The organism is Pseudomonas lactucae (assembly GCF_016937615.1).
Classification (GTDB): Bacteria; Pseudomonadota; Gammaproteobacteria; order Pseudomonadales; family Pseudomonadaceae; genus Aquipseudomonas; species Aquipseudomonas lactucae.
Genome location: NZ_JAFHKI010000205.1, coordinates 1 through 15,507 on the forward strand (window position 1 = coordinate 1; position 15,507 = coordinate 15,507).

The window sequence follows — 15,507 nt, forward strand, 5'->3', positions numbered from 1 at the left end:
CGCTTACATGTCTTGCAACTTGATCGCCTGCCCGGTAGTCACGGGAGCAAGCTCCCTCGATACAGGTTCAACCCCAGATGTGTAGATACCTATGCCCGCGCAGGGCAAGCCTGCTCACCACAAAAAAGGTGTATTCACACCATTGAGTCATGTGTTCTTCAGACCCTCGTTTGGCAATCGCCCCAAACCTGGCGTATCAGTGCTTTCATCTTCAGCGCCTCAGCCCAACGATCACTGATCTCGCGCCCATCCGCGCCGATAATCGCATAAGGCGGCGGGCCCAGTTCGCAGGTGAACGACAAACTCTGCGGCGTATCGGCGCGGGCCAGCCAGTCTTCGATGCCGTAGCGCCACCAGCCGGTAAAACGCTCGACCCAGGCTTGATGCTGGGGAAACTCCAGCGATACCTGCACCTGCTCGCTACTGGCCACGCGCCCATGAAAACCCCAGCTGTGACGCAGGATCGTGCGGATCTGCTCATCGTCCTCGACTGCGCCCGGCTCGGGCAGTTCGCGCCCGACCACGTAGTGGGACAGGTCGGCGAGCAATTTTAAATCGGGCATCTGCGCCAGCAGGTCGAGGGTGAACAGCAGATCATTAGTCAGGCGATAACGGTGGGTTTCCAGCAGCACCGGAAAGTCCACCTGCTCGGCCAGGCGTTGCCAGCCCTCGATCAGCCGGGCCGCTTCGGCCTGGGTGCGCGGGCGCACATCGGCTTGCAGGGTGAGGTGGTGGCAGCCATAGCCGCTGATCACATCCAGCGCGGCAGCCAGGTCGTCCACCGATTGCGGGAACAACTGCCCTTCGACCTGCAAGCCCCTGGCCGAGGCGGCGGCGTGCAGGCGCGCCACCTCGGTGGGCCGCCAATAGTGATCGGTGATGCCGTCGAAACCGGCCTCGGCAATTCGATCCAGCTGCGCGTCGAGCGTGCCGGGTTCGGTTTGCATGGCCCACAGCGATTGGAATACCACGAATTGGCGCATCGTCAGCCTCGCAGCAACTGTTTAAGGGACAGCTCAGGATCGGCCAGGCCGGCCGGGTTGAGCGGGATATGGGCGCTGATCAGGCGTTCGCACAACTTGATGTCCTTGGCCACGCTGTTGCCCAGGCCCCAGCCGCAGGCGCCTTGCAAATGGCCCTCGGCATCGAGGTCGAACAGCAGCAGGCCGCCTGCCGGCAGTACGCGACTGACCGTCGCGGCGCTCATCACACCCACCGTCTGCAAGCCCCAATCGTACTGGTCGGACCAGAAACCGGGGATCGCGTCAAAAGCCACCTCACGGCCCAACAGATTCAGCGCTGCATGCCGCCCCTGCGCCTCGGCGTTGCGCCAGGTTTCCTGGCGTTGATACTCACCCGCCAGGCGAAACTCGCAGACATCGCCAGCCGCATAGATGTTCGGCGCGCTGGTCCGCAGGTACGCGTCCACGCGAATGCCCTGCCCGACCTCCAATCCTGCGTTGGCGGCCAGTTCGAGATTGGGTTGCATGCCGATGCCCACCACCACCAGGTCACAGGGCAGCACCTGCCCGTCAACCAATTGCACGGCGTCGTCATGGATGGCTTCCACTGCCACGTTCAACCGCACATCGACCCCTTGACCGCGGTGCAGATCCAACAGCGCCTGGCTGATCACCGGCGGCAATACCCGACCCGCCAGACGCGGCCCGGCTTCGAGCACGCTGACCTCACAGCCCAGGCTTCGGGCCGTGGCGGCGACCTCAAGACCGATAAACCCACCGCCGACAATCACCAGCCGCGCGCCGGGACGCAAGGCACTGCGCAGGGCCACGGCTTCATCATGGGTACGCAGGTAAAGCAGGTTGCCTTGCGCTTGAGGCAAACGCCGCGCCCGGCCGCCAGTGGCCAGCAGCAAACCGGCATAGCCCAGCCATTGGCCGTCGGCGAGTTGCAGCCGCTGTTGCTGTGGCTGCAACCGGGTCACTGGGTTAGCGGCGATATGTTCGATATTCAACTCAGCCATCCGTGCGCTGTCGCACAGGCTGCACGCCGCCAGGTCAGCGGTGCCCTGCAGCAACCCCTTGGACAGCGGCGGCCGCTCATAGGGCAGGTGCGGTTCGTCGCCGATCAGCACCAGGCGCCCGGTGTACCCTTCTTCGCGCAGGGTCAACGCCGCACGGCCACCGGCATGGCCGGCGCCGACGATGATCAGAGCGTCGCTCATCATCACGCCGTGACGGCGAGTAACACCCGCCCCGCTTCGACCCGCACCGGGTAGGTCTTGAGGTTGACGCACACCGGCGCGCCGAGGGCCTTGCCCGAGCGATAATCGAAACGCCCGTTGTGTTTGGGGCACTCGACCACATGGTCCATCACCAGGCCGTCGGCGAGGTGGATTTTCTCGTGGGTGCACAGGCCAGCGGTGGCAAAAAATTCATTGTCGGCGGAGCGGAACACCGCGTAGGTGTGGGCACCGTGATCGAAGCGCAGCACGTCTTCCTCGTCTATTTCGCCCACGGCGCAGACGTCGATCCATTGATCGTTCATGGCGTTATCTCTTGCTTTAAGGAGGATTAGCTAACAGCAGCTTGTGCATGTGTCGGGGCATTGGCAGCCGGTTCTGCCTGGGAGCGAATCGGCCGCTGCACGAAATACGTCGGGTCGCTGCGCTGCTTCCAGAGCGTCGGGATGATCTCTTGGTAAGCCTCGAACAGATTGGCGTACGGCGGCGGGCAGTCGCCGCGGATCTCTTCGTGCAATTGCGCCAGGGCGTGGTATGGCACCATTGGGTACATGTGGTGCTCAAGGTGGTAGTTCATGTTCATGTAGATAAAGCGCAGCACGCGGTTCATGTAGATGGTGCGGCAATTGCTGCGGTGGTCGAGCACGTCTTCGGCCAGGCCCACGTGCTGGGTCAGACCAAAGATGTAGCCGAGCCAGGCGCCATAAATACTCGGCAGGCCCACCAGCATCAGCGGCAGCCAGCTGTGCAGGTACAACGCCGTGCCGATGAGCACCGCATAAAGACCCACCCAGATCTGCGCGGCGCGGAACACCTTGGGCCACTCCGATTCAGGGATAAAGTCCTGCTCCTGGGCACTCATCCGGCCGACCGCATGGCGTGCCACGCCGCTGAAGGTTTTCCAGGCCAGGGGCAAATTGAACAGGCTGAGAAACATCATCCACGGGCTCGGCGGACGCGGCTCGACAATCTCCGGATCACGCCCGACGACGATGGTGTCGGTGTGGTGGCGGGCATGGCTCCATCGCCACACATGGGGTTCGAAGATGCACATGAAGCACGCGACCTGGTACAGCACGTCATTCATCCAACGGGTCTTGAATGCGGTGCCGTGGCCGGTCTCGTGCCAGCGCGGGTTGGAGGCGGTGCCGTAGAGCACACCGTAAACGATAAAGAACGGCACGCAGGCCCACGAGCCCCAAAACCAGACGCCACCCGCCGCGGTGGCGACCAGCGCGCTTACCCATATGGCCGTGTCGAGCAGCGCGGGGCCGTCGCGGCGCTGCATCAGTTCTTTCATGCGTTTACGGGAAATCGGCGATTGATACCAACTGGCCGAGACCAGGCCTTTTTCAGCCGCGCGTGCAGCTTCGGGGCCGGTGAGGCTGTAGTCGCGCCGGGCGGTTTGGGCGGTGTGTTCAGGCATTGTTATTGTTCTCCGCAAGCGAAAAGTTTCAGATGCTTTGCGAGACCAACCATAGAGTGCAGCCAAATCCCTCTCAAGGCCTTGAATCCATTCCCTATCAAGCTATCATCCAGGCCCAGCGGGGCTTGATAGTTTTCTATCAAGACGCACAAGGGGCCAGCCATGCACAACAACAAACGCCCAACCATCGCCACTGTCGCCGCCCAGGCGGGCCTCAGCGTGGCCACCGTCGACCGCGTATTGAACGCGCGTGCGCCGGTGAACCCGGACACCGCCGAACAGGTGTTCCAGGCCGCCGAAGCCGTGGGCTATTTTGCCGCGCGGCTGATCGGCCAACGCATTCGCGAACGTCGCCCCACCTACCGTTTCGGCATCCTGCTGCTGGGCACGGCCCAGGCGTTCTACGCGAACCTGGCGCAGTCGATCAGCGCCGCCGCCGAGCATCACGCCACGGCCAACCTCACCTGCCAGTTCGACTACATCAATGACCGCACGCCGAGCACCATCGTCGCGCAGATCGAGCAATTGGCCGTGCAGTGCGACGCGCTGGCAGTGGTCAGCTTTGCCCACCCGCTGATCAACGCGTGCCTGGCACAGATCCGTGCGGCCGGCGTGCCGGTGGTGGCGCTGCTCTCGGATATTCATGAGCAGGCCCTGGAGCCCTACGTGGGCCAGGACAACCACGTGGTCGGGCGCACCATGGGCTGGTTGCTCGCACGTACCTGCGGTGCGCGCAAAGGCAGCGTAGGGATCCTGCTCGGCGGCCATCGCTTCCTCGGCCACCAGGCACGGGTCGAAGGCCTGCACAGCTACCTGGCCGAACACGCACCGGGGCTCAAGCCGCTGGAACCGCTGATCAACCTGGACAACTGCGACATCACCGAAGAAGCCACCCTCGACCTGATCAGCCGCCACACCGACCTGCGTGGGCTGTGCGTGGTGGGCGGCGGGGGCGACGGCATCATCAGTGCCCTGGCACAACTGCCCAAGCGCCCGGCGCTGTGCTGCATTTTGCAGGAGTCAACCGAGCTGTCACGCCAGGCGTTGAGCCAGGGCCTGATCGATGTGGTGATGGACTCGCAGCCGCGCCAGACGGCAGTGGCGCTAGTGGAACTGCTGGTGCAATTGCAGAGCGCCGAGGGGTTTGATGCGGTGCGGCATCGGGTGCATATAGCGCCGCGGATTGTCACCTCCGAGAATCTTTAGCGCGCCCGACACTCAACCTTCAACCCGCCCTCCTCCTGCTCGTGGCTTTCAATCACTACCGGCAGGAAGCGGCGGATCACCGCCATGTTGCTGTGCAAATGATCGCTCATCTGCGCGGTGGTAAAACTGCCACCGCCCGCCAATGCCATCGGCAACAGCAGTTGATCGGCCAGGTGTTCGCCCACCGCCGTGTCGCTGGCCTGCCATTGCAGGGCCTGGTTGATCGCCTCATCGGCCACGGTTTCAGCGCGAACCCTGGCCATGCCAAAGGCGCTGAACACTTCGGTGACGTGCTCGTGTGCATACTCCAGCATCAGCACATTGCCCGGGCCTTGATCGGGGTCTATCTCGACCGCAAACAACTGCGCCAGGCGCAAGCCCAGTCGCTGGCGTACGCGCTTGAACTCACGCTCGCTCACCTGGGCCGGCAGGCCTGCGCTCAGCGTGGTCGCCCGCGCTTGCAACAACGTGCCACGCTGCATCAGGTGCAACGGCGCCAGTTCGCCGGGCTGGATAAACGCCTGCAACTCGCCGCCACCGGCTGGGACGAAACCATGCCGGACCAGCGTCAACTCGACACGCGCGCCCATGCGCCGCAACAGCGGCAACCAGGCGCGTTGCAAAAAGTCCACTGGCGGTGCCAGCGGGTTATGCGTGCCGCCGCAAAGGGTCACGCGGCTGGCGGTCGGTGCCCGCAGCAACGCCGGCAACAGCGTTTGCAACACCAGAGTGCAACTGCCCGCCGTGCCAATCGCAAAGCGGTAGTCGCCGCCCGAAATCGGCCCCGGCGCAAAGCGCAGGGTTTGCGACCCCAGCTCAGCGCCTTCCACCCGCGCGCCACACACCTGCGCCGCTGCCAGCACGGCCGTCAAGTGTTGGCGCATCAACCCCGGGCGGCTGCGCTTGGCACGGATGTTCCTGATGAACAACGTCCGCCCGGTTACCATCGACAGGCTCACGCCACTGCGCAATACCTGACCACCGCCGATGGCGCCCTCCAGTTCAATCACGTCCTGTTTCATAACCATCCTTATGCAAAGCGTTTGACCGTGTCCCGCAGGTAGCGGTCCAGTCGTTGCGAGTCTTCCCGAGTGCGTGGCAATACCGGCACCTCGCGCTCCAGCTCAGCCGCGATGAAGGCATGCAACGCCGGCCGCCGCGGACCATAAGCCGCCTCACCGGCATTGCGTTTGAGCGCCAGCAACGTCGCCACTTCGTCCAACAGAGCCGCGTCGTTCACCGTGCTCAGCAAGTCGGCGAAGGTCATCGGCGGCCGCCCCAGGCCTAGATCGATCCAGCGCACCGCCAGCAACGGCCGCAGCACGTAGAAGTACTTCTTGAAACGTACCGTTTCGCCTTGCAGGTAACCACGAAAGGTCTTCCTGGCCATCGACAGGTAGTGATTGCGCGCAGCTGGCGGGCTGTAGAAGGCTTCGGCCAGCGCCCGCAACTGCGCGGTGACCTCGGTTTCCTGGCGATACACCAACGGCGAATCCAGCCACTCCAGCAACGTGGGATTGGATTTGCGCAGCAGACCCAAAGTCTTGCGCAGTTCCCAACCACTCACGTCCAACTCGTCATCCAGCGGACGTTCGATCACATCGCGCTGCGCATCCACCTGCATGAACCAATCAGGTTTTTCCACGTAGACGAAGCGCACATCGTAGTCGCTGTCGGTGGACGCAAAGCCCCAGGCGCGGCTGCCGGATTCGCAGGCATACAGCACTTTCACATTGCGCTCGCGCTCTATTCGGTCCAATTCCTGCGCAACCCGGGCGCGCATGGCGTCGCTCAATGGGTGCCGTTCTTCCCTTTGCATCTCGATTCCTCCGTTTATCCCTTGACGCACACCACCTGACGCAAGGTGTGCAGCACTTGCACCAACTCGCGCTGGGCGTGCATGACTTGGTCGATGTCCTTGTAGGCCATCGGTATTTCGTCGATCACATCGGCGTCCTTGCGGCACTCCACATGGGCGGTCGCGCGGATCTGGTCGGCGACGGTGAAGGTGTTCTTCGCCTGGGTGCGGCTCATGGTGCGGCCGGCACCATGGCTGCACGAGCAGAACGATTCTTCGTTGCCCAGTCCGCGCACGATGAAGCTTTTTGCGCCCATGGAGCCCGGGATAATCCCCAGCTCGCCTTTTTTCGCGGAGACCGCGCCCTTGCGGGTCACCAAGATGTCTTCGCCAAAATGCCGCTCTTTTTGCACATAGTTGTGATGGCAGTTCACCGCTTCCAGCGCCACTTCAAACGGTTTGCTGATCACCTGTCGCGTGGCCTGGACCACCGCGCGCATCATTAACTCGCGGTTCTGGCGGGCAAAATCCTGGGCCCAGCCCACGGCTTGCACGTAGTCATCGAAGTGCCGGCTGCCCTCTTCGAAATACGCCAGGTCGCGGTCCGGCAGGTTGGCCAGGTGCTGGCGCATGTCTGCCTGGGCCAGCTGGATAAACAGGTTGCCGATGGCATTGCCCACACCCCGCGAGCCGCTGTGCAACATGAACCAGACACGGTTGGCTTCATCCAGGCACACCTCGACAAAGTGGTTGCCGGTGCCCAACGTCCCCAGGTGCTGGCGGTGGTTGCTGCGCTCCAGTTGCGGGTACTTGTCGGTGATCGCCTTGAAGCGCGGATGCAACGTGGCCCATACCTGATCGGCCTGGGCCGGCACGTCTTCCCACGCGCCTTTGTCACGGCCTTTACGGCTGCGGGTACGGCCATGGGGCACGGCGGCCTCGATGGCACAACGCAGCCCATGCAGGTTATCGGGCAAGTCACCGGCCATCAGCGTGGTGCGCACGGCGATCATGCCGCAGCCGATGTCCACCCCTACCGCCGCCGGAATGATCGCGCCCACGGTGGGAATCACGCTGCCGATGGTCGAGCCCTTGCCCAGGTGCACATCCGGCATCACCGCGAGGTGCTTGAAGATAAACGGCATTCTGGCGGTGTTCATCAGCTGCTGACGGGCTTCGGGCTCCACCGGAACGCCTTCGGTCCAGAGCTTGATCGGTTTGCCGTTGGCGACTTCCAGCAGTTGGTAGGTGTTGTTTTGCATGATCTGAATTCTTTTTTGAGAAGCCGACGTTGCGGCGTTGTCCTGGTGATAGCAGCAGACGTGCCAGGTTTTCCGCTCGCGGCTAAAAATACGTAATACACTGTTTTATATGAGTATTTTTATTTGATATTTTTTATCGCTGAAAAAGCGGTGACAAACCAATCGCCCTATTCCTATCCTTACATATCGTTACTTATATTTTGGTCCAGCCATGAAACACAAGCGCACGGTCGCCATCGGATTTATCGGTTCCAAGCTGGATCGCGTCGGCAAGGGCGCCAATCGGTGGAACCACTGGCGTCCCAGCGTCGGGCTATGCCAGCAGGATGACCTGCAGATCGACCGCCTGGAACTGATCCACGACATCGACGCACGCGATGTCAGCCTTGCCGAGCGAGTGCGTGCCGACATCCAGCAGATCTCGCCCCACACCGAGGTGCGCCTGCCGCCCGATGCCGCTGGCCAATCCCTGGGATTTCGAAGAGGTGTACGGCGCGTTGCACGACTTCACCGGTGCCTACCGCTTCGACACCGAGCGCGAGGATTACCTGGTGCATATCACCACCGGCACCCACGTGGCGCAGATTTGCTGGTTCCTGCTCACCGAAGCGCGCACCCTGCCGGCCCGCCTGATCCAGACCTCCCCCAGCCGACGCCTGGATGCCGACGCACCCGCCACCGGCACCCATGCCCTGATCGACCTCGACCTGTCGCGCTACGACCGCATCGCCTCGCGTTTCGCCCACCAGCGCCTGGAAGGCCTGGCGTTTCTCAAATCCGGGATCGCCACACGCAACCCTGCCTTCAACGCCTCCATCGAGCAGATCGAACGCGTGGCCGTGCGCTCAACCGCGCCGATGCTGTTGATCGGCCCGACCGGCGCCGGCAAATCCTTCCTCGCCCGGCGCATCTACGAACTCAAGCGCAGCCGCCATCAACTGCAGGGCCGCTTCGTTGAAGTGAACTGCGCCACCCTGCGCGGCGATGGCGCCATGTCCGCGCTGTTCGGGCATATCAAGGGCGCCTTCACCGGCGCGCAAAACGCCCGCGACGGCCTGCTGCGCGCCGCCCATGGCGGCATGCTGTTCCTCGATGAAATCGGCGAACTGGGCCTCGACGAACAAGCCATGCTGCTCAAGGCCATCGAAGAAAAACGCTTCTACCCGATGGGCGCCGACACCGAAGTGGCCAGCGACTTCCTGATCATCGCCGGCACCCACCGCGACCTGCGCGGGCGCGTTGCCGAAGGGTTGTTTCGCGAAGACCTCTATGCGCGCATCAACCTGTGGACCTTCGACTTGCCCGGCCTGGCGGGCCGCCGCGAAGACATCGAGCCGAACCTCGACTTCGAGTTGGAGCGCCACGCACGCGAACAAGGCCGTCGCGTACGTTTCAACCTGGAAGCGCGGCGCCACTACCTGGCATTTGCCTGCTCCAGCGAAGCGGCGTGGTTGGGCAACTTTCGCGAACTGTCCGCCTCCATCACACGCATGGCGACCCTGGCCGACAGCGGGCGTATCGATCAAGCCCAGGTCGAGGAAGAAATACAGCGCCTGCGTTATGCCTGGGGAATTAGCGCACCCCACGCGTGCCTGCCGGCCGACCTGGATCTGTTTGACCAGTTGCAACTCAAGGCCGTCATCGACATATGCCTGCAATCCGACAGCCTGTCCGATGCAGGCCGACGCTTGTTTAGCGTGTCACGCCAGGCCAAGGCGCAACCGAACGATGCGGACCGGCTGCGCAAATACCTCGCGCGGTTTTCGATTGATTGGAAGCAGTTGAAGCCGTAGGGCAGGCGGTAGTCCCGGTGGATGAGATCAACGGCCACGGTGGGATTTTACCTCACGCAAAAATTCATCCACCTGGGATTTGAGCCAGTGAAACAGCCGGGCGATATCAGGCTCTGACTGACGGCCATTTCGGCAGATGATGTAATAAGCAGCAGGCGACATCATTGCAGGAGCGTCCAGCGCCAATAAGGAGCCATCTTTCAATGCGTCATGGACCAACGCAGTCCTGCCCAAGGCAATCCCGCCGCCTTTGATCGCCAGGCTGATGGCCAGGCTGGAATCCGGAAAGCGCGGCCCATGATGATGGGGCGGTGCGGCGAGGCCCTGAAACGCGAACCAGCTTTCCCAGCTTGGACACACCTGGTCATCGACCCGATGAATCAGCGGGTACCGCGCGATCTGCGCCAACACAATATTGCCATTCACACGTTGAAATTCCGGTGAGCACACAGGGAACACTTCATCGCGCATCAACAGCTCAACATGGTGGTCCGGATAGTTTCCATGCCCCATCACCACCGCAACATCGAATGGATGAGCACTCAAATTGGCGCTGCTTATGTCCGCGCTGTTCAGCACCAGGTCAAGGTTGAACGAGGCTTCTGCGTAAGATCCATGCATCCTGGGGATCAGCCAGGATGAACAGAGTGAAGAGGTGCAGGAAAGGTAAAGCGGCGAGGACTTGCTCGGATTCAGCGAATGAAGCACCGCATCCAGCCCTTTGAAAAAAACCTCGGTCACCGGCAACAAGGCCTGCCCTGCTGCCGTGAGCTTGACCCCCCGTGAATGCCGCTCGAACAGTTGCAAACCCCACCACTCTTCCAGGCCCGCAATTTGATGGCTGATGGCACTGGCGGTGAGATTCAACTCGGACGCAGCGCGCGCAAAACTGCCGGTTTGCGCAGCACTGACGAAGGCTTGAAGCATCGGCGTGGGTGGCGGGCGCTGGGCCATCAGGTGCTCACCTTGATCAGAATGATCCCGCAAACAATGACGAACGCCGAAAGCATCCGTCGCCAGCCGAACCGCTCATGGAAGAACAGCGCAGCAATGATGGCGCCGATAATAACACTGGTTTCCCGCAGCGCTGAGACCTTGGCCACCGCGTCCAGCGACAGCGCGAACAGCACCAGACCATAGGATGTCAAATAGAACACTCCCCCGATCACGCCCACGCGCCAATGGCTACGCACAGCCTTGACGAGTGCCGGCCGCTCCTTGAAAAACGCCAGTAACGGGATCGGAATGCTCTGGCATACCGTGAGATAAAGAATGTACTGCAACACCGTCTCACTGGCCCTTACTCCTTTGGCATCCACCACCGTGTAGGACGCGATAAATACCCCCGCACACACCGCCATCAGGATCGGCTTGAACATGTGCGCGGTCATCCTGCGCAAAAAGGTCAGGCTGATGATCCCCCCACAAATCAGAAGAACCCCAGCCATCGCCTGGAACGACAGGCGTTCACCCAACAGGAAGTAGGAAAAGAGCGCGACCAGCACCGGCGGTACGCCGCGCATCACCGGGTAGACCTGGCCGAAGTCGCCGGTTTCGTAAGCCTTGATCAGGAACAGGCGATAGACCGTATTGAGTACCACAGAAACCAGCACATAGCCCCACACCTCCAGGCTCGGCAGATCGACCAGCGGCAGCGCCGCCAGGCAGATCGCAAATGCGGTGCCATCAACCATCGCCAAGGTCATGAAGCGGCTACTGCCGGCGCGGACAACGGCATTCCAGGTGGCGTGCATGAAGGCGGAAACCAAGACTAGGGTGATGGCGATATCGGCGTTGTCCATTGGGCTCGGCTAAGTGGGAAATAAAGGCGACTATTCAACGCTGCCCAGCACACCGACCAGAAGCGAAAACTTGTCAGCGCTACGGTGAAAGTTCTTCATATCAGACTTACTGCCACACACCGAAGAACTCGCTGAGACAGGCGGGTTAATGGCACTTGGTCATGATTTGTAAAAGGCCAGCAAGGCGCCTCCCTTTTAATTGCAGGACGTTTCCTAGACAATCTCCGCCGCCTTGTGCCTGTTGCAATCGGTGGCTAGTCTTCGCTGCGTCGCTGGATTTCAGTGATCGGGTTTAGCAGCCTGACATCAATAGGCACACGGTTCACCTCTGCGTTTTATGGTGGCTGTGCGCGGGGCACCCTCGGGTGCGCTGGTTTTCCTATTGACCGGTCTGCTAACCCGCGTACAGCTGCCACCCTCGTTTAGCAGCGTTGGTGGTAGCTCCCTTGCTCAATAGGAGTTACACAATGAATAAAGTCCTACCCGACCCACCCCGCGACCCCGCCAAAGACCGTGCCGCCTTCAACCGCGCCATCGACCACTATTTGCCCACCCAAGGCTTTCACGCCATCAACGAAGACCTGAGCTTCGAAGACGCCCTGCTCTACACCGCCAGTTTGCTCGACAGTGCTTCGGCGACTGCGCTGGATTGCGGCGAGGCGCTCGACAATCCTCAGCGCGCGAAGATTCTGGCGGTGTGGCATTTGCTGGAGATTGCCAGGGCCACAGTGGATCGCTCTATCGAGTGCATGAAGCCCTCGGCCTAAACTCAGTTCAAATGTGGCAGCCAAGCCACACCGACTCAGCCAGCCAGAGGCCAACCGATGCGCGCGGCACGGCGCAGGCTGGCCTTGACGACCAAGCGGTGAAAGGGGGCGATCACGAAGAGGTAGGCCCGGCCCAGACGGTTGTGGCACTGGACCACGGTTGAAAAAACCAGTTGGCGACTGCCTTGCGCCTCTGCCTCTTCAGAACACAGGACCGATATCCGGAAGTCGAGGTGCATGTCGTCCTCTCCCAACACGATTTCAGCCTGGTTCGTGCTGTAGACCTTGAAGGGGCCAACCCGATCAGCCAGTGATGCCAGATGCTTGGCTGTCTTGAGACCCAAACACACAACGAGAGTGTCTCGCACTTTCAGGAGCCATCCGATCCAGGACGGCTGGTGGAAAAGGATGAATCGAGCCAGCAGATCCGGATTGCTCGATGTGCCCGCCGGGAGCCGAATCGCAAAGGCGTCCGCCAGGTTCATCGACGTGTAAAGGTGGGTAATGCCGGACCTCGAGGGGACGGGTACGCACATAATGGGTTCAACTTCGCGGGGCATCGGGATCTCTCCTTAGATCTGACTACTCAATAGGTTTCTTGCTGCCCAGCCGGCAGAACCGGGCGCAACGTCGCACGGCACTTGTCGGCATCGAACCCAATCAACCAACCATCCCATCCTATAGTGCGCCGACCGGCACCCGCCAGCGCAGAGTTGCGCCATACCCTCTCATCCGCCCCGAAAATCCCCGGCACTCAACCCAAACCGACTCATCTTGTTATACAGTCCACCCCGCGACACGTTCAGCTGTTGAGCAGCCAGGCGGATATTGCCGCCGGTGTTTTTCAGCGCGGCGACGATGGCATGCATTTCGTGGCTACTCAGGTCTTGGGCGGGTTGAGGTTCATACGCTCGGGCCAGTGGGCGGGGCCTGGCGTCCAACGGCAAATCGCCAGGCTGGATCAACTCGCTCATGGCCAGGTTGGTTGCCCGTTCGATGGCGTTTTCCAGCTCGCGCACGTTGCCCGGCCAGGCATGCTCCGAGAGCAAGGCCAATGCCTGCGGCGAAAAACCCTTCACCGATTTACGCAGCGAGCGGGCACAGCGCGTGAGAAAGTGCCGTGCCAGCAGTGGGATATCGTCGCGGCGCATGCGCAGGGGCGGTACGGTCAGGTTCAGTACGTTGAGGCGGTAGTAGAGGTCTTCGCGAAAGGCCCCCTCCGCCACTGCCTGGCTGAGGTTGCGGTGGGTGGCGGCGATGATGCGCACATCCACTTGGCGTGCGCTTTTGGCCCCGACGCGCGCAATCTCGCCTTCCTGCAACACGCGCAGCAGGCTGACCTGGGCGTCGAAGGACATGTCGCCAATTTCGTCGAGAAAAATGGTACCGCCATCGGCCAGTTCGAACTTGCCCGCCGCCCCGCCCCGGGCCGAGCCGGTGAAGGCGCCCTCGACATGGCCGAACAGTTCGCTCTGCACCAGGTCCCGTGGAATCGCGCCGCAGTTGACCGCCACGAACGGGCCGTTGCAACGCTCGCTGGCGTTATGGATGGCCTGGGCGAAGAGCTCTTTTCCGGTGCCGCTCTCCCCCAGGATCAGCGTGGTGGAATCACTGCGACTGGCAATACGCGCCAGGTGCAGCGCATCCTGGATCGCCCGCGATGTACCCTGGATGGTGTCGAAGGTATAGCGCGCCTGGGTACCGACAATACGCCGGGTGATTTCGCGAATGCGCCGGTTCTCGCGCAGCGACACAATCACCCCGCCCTGCTCCAGCGGGCACACCGAGACCAGGCACGCGAGTTGGCTAAGGTCGTGCAGGTGGAAGGTGCAATCCAGGTCGCGCACAGGCTCACTCGGCGGATCGCTCAATTCACTGCGCCCCAGGCGCTGGAACGGACTGCCGATCAGCTCCAGCCCCACTCCGAACAACTGCCGGGCATAGCGGTTGAGCGCCTTGATGCAACCACGCTCATCCAGCACCACCAACCCTTCGTTGAGCACTTCGAGCATGGCCCGCTGTTCTTCGAGCAATGCTTGCAGCGCCATCTGCCGGGAGACGGCCTCTGCCGCGGCCTGCACCGTGCCCAGGGTGTGGAAGTGGAACCAGCCGGGTTCGGCGGTGAGGGTGAGCATGGCCAGGGTCTGGCCCTGGGCATTCTTGATCGGCGCGGCGGCGCAGTGCATGCGGCGCTGGCGCAGGCCGACGGCGAAGTTTTCTTCGGCCAGCACGTAGACCAGACGGTCCTCGGCCAATGCCAGCCCGGTACAGTTGGTGCCTTGTACCGACTCCAGCAAGCGACTGCCCACCGGGGTGATATCCAGGCCGCAAAAATACAGGGTGGTGCCATCGACATCGGTGAGGTTGATATGCCCGCGAGGGTTGTAGGCCAGCAAGCCATGCATGACCTGCGCGGCGGCGGCGATCAGTACGCGATGGGTGGCCAGAGTGGCCGCCAGGGTTGGCGCCGCGACAAAGCGATACTGGCTGTCGGCGGGGTCGACAGCGGCCTGGACACTGCGCCGCCAGGATTCCCAGATCACTTGGCGGACACCAGCTGGGCGTTGCACCCGGCCATCCTGGCAATCACGCCACGCCTGCTCCAGCGCGGCAATGGGGCCCTCATTCAGCGCCGCAGGCCCCAGGTCCGTGAGGTAATCGAGGTCTTGTACGCTGAAGGCCATGTTCATTCGCCGTCTCCATGTTCACGTTTTTGACATGTCAGTATAGGCATGTCATAAAAATGAACACTTACTGTTTATAGATTTTATATAAACCATTAATTATCAATAACTTATAAATTGGCACAGCCCTTGCTCTTACCCCTTTGCCCGCCAGGAACGTCCTGGGGCCAACAATAAGAAGGGGTCACCACATGAGTAAACAAAACATCCGCCTGGGCCTGATCGGTGCCGGTCGCATGGGCAGCTTCCACGGCCTGACCGCCGCGCGGCATATCCCCGGTGCCCGCCTGACCGCGATAGCCGATCCCACCCCTGGCCAGGCCGCGCGCCTGGCGGCTGAACTGGGAGTAGACAAGGTCTACACCGACCCACAACAGTTGCTCGACGACCCGGACATCGACGCGTGATCATCGCCGCCCCCGCCCGCCAGCCATGCCGAACTGGTGATCAGCGCCGCCCGCGCCGGCAAAGGAATCTTCTGCGAAAAACCCATGGCCATCACCCTCGATGAAGCCGACCGCGCCATTGCCGCCGCCGCCGATGCCCGCGTTGCGTTGCAGGTCGGC

13 protein-coding genes and 2 pseudogenes are annotated in these 15,507 nt (G+C 61.9%); 4 read left to right on the forward strand and 11 right to left on the reverse strand.

Annotated elements, in window-relative coordinates; genetic code table 11:
- Nucleotides 1–158 precede the first annotated feature (158 nt).
- From JWR98_RS27915 to JWR98_RS27930, 4 genes are read right to left on the reverse strand one after another with little or no spacing between them, the layout of a single operon-like run.
- Nucleotides 159–983: a sugar phosphate isomerase/epimerase family protein gene (locus tag JWR98_RS27915; RefSeq protein ID WP_205491772.1), complete on the reverse strand. Its 825-nt coding sequence runs from the start codon at nt 981–983 to the stop codon at nt 159–161.
- Between the two features lie 2 nt (nt 984–985).
- The gene (locus JWR98_RS27920; protein ID WP_205491773.1) at nt 986–2,185 is read right to left on the reverse strand and encodes an NAD(P)/FAD-dependent oxidoreductase; all 1,200 of its coding nucleotides are present in this window, start codon (nt 2,183–2,185) and stop codon (nt 986–988) included.
- 2 nt (nt 2,186–2,187) lie between these two features.
- Nucleotides 2,188–2,508: a MocE family 2Fe-2S type ferredoxin gene (locus JWR98_RS27925; protein WP_003173381.1), complete on the reverse strand. Its 321-nt coding sequence runs from the start codon at nt 2,506–2,508 to the stop codon at nt 2,188–2,190.
- 26 nt (nt 2,509–2,534) lie between these two features.
- Nucleotides 2,535–3,629, reverse strand: coding sequence for a fatty acid desaturase family protein (locus tag JWR98_RS27930; RefSeq protein WP_205491774.1), 1,095 nt, complete (start codon nt 3,627–3,629; stop codon nt 2,535–2,537).
- Nucleotides 3,630–3,791: 162 nt separating this feature from the next.
- On the opposite strand from JWR98_RS27930, the gene JWR98_RS27935 reads away from it, so the two are divergent.
- Nucleotides 3,792–4,835: a LacI family DNA-binding transcriptional regulator gene (locus JWR98_RS27935; RefSeq protein WP_078732772.1), complete on the forward strand. Its 1,044-nt coding sequence runs from the start codon at nt 3,792–3,794 to the stop codon at nt 4,833–4,835.
- Here JWR98_RS27935 and rtcA read toward each other — a convergent pair.
- Genes rtcA through JWR98_RS27950 form a run of 3 tightly spaced genes read right to left on the reverse strand, consistent with a single transcriptional unit; the run spans nt 4,832 to nt 7,895 of the window.
- A complete protein-coding gene (gene rtcA / locus JWR98_RS27940; RefSeq protein WP_078732771.1) occupies nt 4,832–5,857 on the reverse strand; it encodes an RNA 3'-terminal phosphate cyclase in 1,026 nt (341 codons plus the stop codon). The two genes, JWR98_RS27935 and rtcA, sit on opposite strands and share 4 nt — an antisense overlap.
- Before the next feature lie 8 nt (nt 5,858–5,865).
- A complete protein-coding gene (locus JWR98_RS27945) occupies nt 5,866–6,654 on the reverse strand; it encodes a nucleotidyltransferase domain-containing protein (RefSeq protein WP_078732770.1) in 789 nt (262 codons plus the stop codon).
- A 14-nt stretch (nt 6,655–6,668) separates the two neighbouring features.
- A complete protein-coding gene (locus tag JWR98_RS27950) occupies nt 6,669–7,895 on the reverse strand; it encodes an RtcB family protein (protein WP_078732769.1) in 1,227 nt (408 codons plus the stop codon).
- 211 nt (nt 7,896–8,106) lie between these two features.
- On the opposite strand from JWR98_RS27950, the pseudogene rtcR reads away from it, so the two are divergent.
- A pseudogene (gene rtcR / locus JWR98_RS27955) lies at nt 8,107–9,688 on the forward strand (RNA repair transcriptional activator RtcR).
- A gap of 27 nt (nt 9,689–9,715) precedes the next feature.
- On the opposite strand, the gene JWR98_RS27960 reads toward rtcR, so the two are convergent.
- Both JWR98_RS27960 and JWR98_RS27965 read right to left on the reverse strand, forming a co-directional pair.
- Nucleotides 9,716–10,642 carry a LysR substrate-binding domain-containing protein gene (locus JWR98_RS27960; protein ID WP_205491775.1) on the reverse strand — a complete coding sequence of 309 codons (927 nt, stop codon included), beginning with the start codon at nt 10,640–10,642 and terminating at the stop codon, nt 9,716–9,718.
- The gene (locus tag JWR98_RS27965; protein WP_205491776.1) at nt 10,642–11,490 is read right to left on the reverse strand and encodes an EamA family transporter; all 849 of its coding nucleotides are present in this window, start codon (nt 11,488–11,490) and stop codon (nt 10,642–10,644) included. The genes JWR98_RS27960 and JWR98_RS27965 overlap by 1 nt, the downstream gene beginning before the upstream one ends.
- A gap of 467 nt (nt 11,491–11,957) precedes the next feature.
- On the opposite strand from JWR98_RS27965, the gene JWR98_RS27970 reads away from it, so the two are divergent.
- A complete protein-coding gene (locus JWR98_RS27970; RefSeq protein WP_205491777.1) occupies nt 11,958–12,257 on the forward strand; it encodes a DUF6124 family protein in 300 nt (99 codons plus the stop codon).
- A gap of 35 nt (nt 12,258–12,292) precedes the next feature.
- Here the strand turns inward: JWR98_RS27970 and JWR98_RS27975 are convergent, their stop codons facing one another.
- Together JWR98_RS27975 and JWR98_RS27980 are read right to left on the reverse strand one after the other, a co-directional pair.
- Complete coding sequence (locus tag JWR98_RS27975; RefSeq protein WP_205491778.1) at nt 12,293–12,817, reverse strand: DUF2867 domain-containing protein; 525 nt, start codon at nt 12,815–12,817, stop codon at nt 12,293–12,295.
- 168 nt (nt 12,818–12,985) lie between these two features.
- Complete coding sequence (locus JWR98_RS27980) at nt 12,986–14,947, reverse strand: sigma-54 interaction domain-containing protein (RefSeq protein ID WP_205491780.1); 1,962 nt, start codon at nt 14,945–14,947, stop codon at nt 12,986–12,988.
- Between the two features lie 185 nt (nt 14,948–15,132).
- Here JWR98_RS27980 and JWR98_RS27985 point away from each other — a divergent pair.
- Nucleotides 15,133–15,507: pseudogene (locus tag JWR98_RS27985) on the forward strand (Gfo/Idh/MocA family oxidoreductase); the annotation flags it as partial.